Annotated in this window: 3 protein-coding genes and 2 pseudogenes; 3 read left to right on the top strand and 2 right to left on the bottom strand. The window is 55.8% G+C overall.

What is annotated here, in order from left to right:
* Window positions 1–226 precede the first annotated feature (226 nt).
* Window positions 227–493 (bottom strand): annotated as a pseudogene (locus C492_RS21990) (hypothetical protein); the annotation flags it as partial.
* 179 nt (window positions 494–672) lie between these two features.
* On the opposite strand from C492_RS21990, the gene C492_RS00460 reads away from it, so the two are divergent.
* Together C492_RS00460 and C492_RS00450 are read left to right on the top strand one after the other, a co-directional pair.
* On the top strand, window positions 673–1,587 hold the full coding sequence (locus C492_RS00460) for an AAA family ATPase (protein WP_239643367.1): 915 nt from the start codon (window positions 673–675) through the stop codon (window positions 1,585–1,587).
* 367 nt (window positions 1,588–1,954) lie between these two features.
* On the top strand, window positions 1,955–2,617 hold the full coding sequence (locus C492_RS00450; protein WP_049892558.1) for an FxLYD domain-containing protein: 663 nt from the start codon (window positions 1,955–1,957) through the stop codon (window positions 2,615–2,617).
* Window positions 2,618–2,667: 50 nt separating this feature from the next.
* Here C492_RS00450 and C492_RS00445 read toward each other — a convergent pair whose 3' ends face one another.
* Window positions 2,668–3,183, bottom strand: coding sequence for a helix-turn-helix domain-containing protein (locus C492_RS00445; protein WP_049892557.1), 516 nt, complete (start codon window positions 3,181–3,183; stop codon window positions 2,668–2,670).
* Between the two features lie 823 nt (window positions 3,184–4,006).
* Here C492_RS00445 and C492_RS00440 point away from each other — a divergent pair.
* Window positions 4,007–4,457 (top strand): annotated as a pseudogene (locus C492_RS00440) (hypothetical protein); the annotation flags it as partial.

Below are 4,457 nucleotides of genomic sequence, written 5' to 3'. Positions count from 1 at the left end.
CCGCAGTGGTATCGCCTCCGCCTGTATCTATCACTTCGGTCACATCGAAGGGGACGAGAAGAGTTCTATGACACGCTCGAGTAAAGTCAAGGACACCGCCACACTCACACCGCCACTGATCGGTGTACGTCCGTCCACACGAAGAACAGACAAGCTCGGGAGTACTCATGGACTCTCTTAGTTACGTATCACGGAATAAGCTTCGATAGTAGCAACGCAGCTATCACTACGCGACGGTAGGTGAGTGCCCTGTATCTCTCACTTTAGTCACATCGAAGGGAACAAGAAGAGTTCTATGACACGCTGCAAAGAGCTTGGTGAGGAGAGCGCGGTATTCTGCCGCGTATTCTACAATCAACGGCGAGGCTTCCCATTTGAGGCTCTTCCAGATCTGCTCGATCGGATTGAGGTCCGATGAGCCAACCGGGAGAAACACGAAGTCGATACCGAGTTGATGAGCTCACTTACGCGTGTACTCGCACACGTTACCAGTGCCAACAGTGTCGATTTAACCGTTTAAATCGTACGTTGCGGAGTTTGCGAGGTAGTATCCAACAGTCAGTAAAGATTACTGCTAGTCGGACGCCTGTCTGATATCATTATGACGTCAAAGTGACGTAGAATAGAAACTATTTTGACGTTATATGTGATGTATGCATACAGGGAGAACTCGTGATCAATTCATCACCAAACCGAATCCAGCAGATAGCGGAGGCGACTGAATCGGAACGGGGTGATTACCTCGAGGCCATTGGTTGGGAGGACAACCCGTTCTCGCACCGGTCGACAATGGATGAATATGTGCTCCCCTCGGAGGGGACGATTGCGGATATTGCGAGCCACATTCGCGACTACACAGGACCAGTGCTGGTTCACAGTCGCTATTCTGGCGTCGGCAAGACGACGCTGCTGAACATGCTGCTTGAGTCGTACTCGGATGAGTACCAGCCGGTCAAGATCGGCGAGCACAACGTTTCGAGCTACGAATTGGCGGCGATCATCGCTGATGAAATCGGCGTTGGGAAATCGTCGTCGACAAAGCTGACTGAGGCGAAGATCCGTCGTGAGCTCGAGGACGTCGACCAGCCTGTGCTGATCGGCGTCGATGAGTTCGGGTTGAACTCAAAGGACACGCTACACACCATCCAGTATCTGAACGATCTCCCGAACACACGTGTTCTCATGACCGGCATGACCTCGCAGTGGGACGCGATCGGGAAGATCGGCAGCGACGGGCGTGCCTTCCAGCGTCGAGTTGCCTATGATGTCCAACTCGAGCCACTCGGCTTCGAGGGAATCGACGAGATGGTCCGCCGGCGGATCGCGACAGTCACCGATCACGACCACGATCAGTACACTGATGTCGATCTTGGTCCGATCACCGACGACGCCCTCAAGGAGATTCACGAGCGAAGCAGCGGCGTCCCAGCGGTCGCGACAGCGGCACTCTCTGAGCTCGTCGGCCTAGCCGCATACCGGTACGCACAGGTCGGCGACGCTGAGATCACAGCTGATCTAGCAAGCAAGATCGAGTATGCCGACCCCGAGGCCGACCTCGAAGACTTCAGTCAAGGCGACGGTGAATAGGCGGTAGATTGACGTCACTCTGATGCTAGCCCGATACCAGAATGCCACGAGACAGTATTCTTGACGATGCCGAACAGAGCAAAGAAGACAACGCGAATGGCTCAGGGACTGACTCCGACCCTGACACCGAGACAGAAGACGACTCGGGGGGCGATGATCGCGTTCGCGTCACCCAGCGAATCCCGCACGACCTCGCCGACGACGTTGATCGCGTCCAGGAAGAATATAGCCTGCCGTCGCGGAACGCAACGATCAACTTCATGCTGAAACACGCATCGAANGTTGATCGCGTCCAGGAAGAATATAGCCTGCCGTCGCGGAACGCAACGATCAACTTCATGCTGAAACACGCATCGAAAGATCTGTGATGCACCGCAGGGACGCGATCACAGCCCTCGGTGCTGGCACGATCGTCGCGCCCCTATCAGGGTGTCTCGACTTCGCCGGCATGCGACCGGACAGCGACGGCGACGACCAGGACGAAGAACAAGACGACACCAGCGGGGAGGCTGCCGGTGACGATCGCGACGACACCGCCGACCCCGAGGCTAACGACTCGGGAGACGACACAGAGGAAAGCGACGAGACTGAAGACGATGCCGGCGACGAAGAGTCGCTGGATCCTGACGACGTCGAGCAACGCAACGTCGGTGAGGACGTTCTCGAGTTCGGCGGGCTCCAGATCATCGACTANCTGGATCCTGACGACGTCGAGCAACGCAACGTCGGTGAGGACGTTCTCGAGTTCGGCGGGCTCCAGATCATCGACTACGAGGAGAGGATCGACGAACTCGAGCACGGCGGCGAGCAGATCAGCTACACAGGAGAGGTCGAGAACGTCGGTGACGAAGCGTACGAGTCAGTGATGGTCGAAGTGAGAGTCTATGGCGAAGACGGCGAGGAACTAGGCGGCCACCGTGATTTGACGCCTGAGATCGGCGCCGGCGAAACGTGGCGCTTCGAGATAGCGCCTCACAGCCGGCCCGATGAGATCGCCGATCACGATATTGCTGTGGTCAGCGAGCAGTAGCGACAACCCCTCACCATATTCTCACCCGTGTGGTGCCGTGCTCGTAGCTATCATTCGAACTTTTCTACCCACTGTTCTTGGATGTACTCCAGGTTGTGCTTCATGTTCTCGGTTAGCTCTTCGAGTTCACCGACGCGCTCTTGGAGCTCAGCGATCTCTTCGCTGCGCGATTGGTTCGCGTCTGCAAGCCCACTAATGCGGGCCTCGATGTCGCTGGTTCGTTCTTCGATGTCGTCGAACCGCCGGCGGACTTCGCCCTGCTCGATCGGCGTTAGATTGTAGTCTTCTTGCGCCGCTGTGAGGACTTCTTCCCCTCTATCAGTAATCTGGTAGGTATACCCCTCTCTCGACACTTCGTCCGGAGGCGTGTCATCAACACGTTCCACTAACCCGGCATCCATGAGGTTCTGGAGGTGGTGGTTGATCAGGTTCGATTCGAGCCCTGTGTCTTCGGTGATGCGTGCCTTGGGTACGACGCCGCCTCGAGTACGAATCGCGATCAGAATTCTATGTGGCTTATTTGAGAGATTGTGTGCAATCTCGCTGGGATCCTGGCCTGGGAGCATACTCTGACTACCATTCCGGGAGTTAAAATACTTCATACAATTTTATAAAATCTCCAGTTACCGACAGTACTATAGGCCGGCTACCCCCTCAACGCTNGGAGTTAAAATACTTCATACAATTTTATAAAATCTCCAGTTACCGACAGTACTATAGGCCGGCTACCCCCTCAACGCTAATCTCGAGGACACCGCATTGAGTTCCGGGCGATAGCCTCGAGTGGACTATCAGGAAAGCGAGAAAAGAGCGGAAGGTGAGCCTGGCTACAGCAGGTGAGAGAGCGAACAAAGCGGTGGGGCGCGACCAGCAAGAAGGGAAGTTCACCGAGCTCAGTGAGAGGGGAAGACAGCGAGCTCTGGCAGAGTGAATTCCATCTCGAGAACGGGGTGAACTATCACGCTGAGCACTAGCAACGTGAGTTATCAACAGGCTGGTAGAACAGTGGACTATTACCTCGAGTGTAGGCACGTGATCCTCGGAGATCTGCGTCCTCGAGTTAGTGTCTGGGGGTCAGTTCTGCGTAGCCATAGTGGGCTATCCACAGAAGCGAACGCGGAGCGAAGCGGAGCGTGAGTGCAGTCGGTAGCCGCGACGCCTCCTAGGGAGGCAGTCGGGAATGGTGCAATCTCGAGCGAGGCGTCAAGTGGGAGCAGCCCCGTCATACACCACGAAAAGTCCTACTATATACCACGAGAAGTATGGAATACACACCACGAAGCAGGAGGTATATACAACGAGAAATCCTGCCATATACCACGAGAAATAGGAGTATAAACCACGAAATATAGGGAAACAAATATTGGTCTAAACACAAACATTCCATGTATGGTAGCACGGTTCTCGAGACGGTCTTTTCTCTCGGCCGCCGGCACGGGCGCGCTCTCGTCGCTTGCGGGCTGTATGGTCCTCGACGGGGGTGCCTCTCTTGGGGATGCTGGTCCGCTGGGCTCTGCGAGCGCGGGCGTCGTCTCGGGAGACCTCGATCGGCAGGTCCCGACAAGCATCGACCCGGCGACGTACGAGGATCGCTTTTCGAGAACGGTTGTTCTGACTGACGATCCCTATAACGCAGACCCGACGGGCGAAGAACCAATCGATGACGCGCTCATGATGGCCTGGGAAGATGATACGCTAATTGTCCTGCCAGAGGGCCAATACAAGATGAACCAGCAGTTCCGTCGAACGGGATGGCATGACGTTGGCCTGATCGGGCAGAACGCGGTGATCCGCCATGGCGAAGTGACTGGCATCGATGGTCACCAGGTCACGGAAGGCG

Source organism: Natronococcus jeotgali DSM 18795 (genome assembly GCF_000337695.1).
Lineage (GTDB): Archaea > Halobacteriota > Halobacteria > Halobacteriales > Natrialbaceae > Natronococcus > Natronococcus jeotgali.
Note: the sequence above shows the minus strand (reverse complement) of the source record. Positions and strands in the feature narration are given on the sequence as shown.

Bases quoted from the DNA above. Each gene is read 5' to 3' on its own strand.
- C492_RS00445 (WP_049892557.1), bottom strand. From the start codon at position 3,183: ATGCTCCCAGGCCAGGATCCCAGCGAGATTGCACACAATCTCTCAAAT.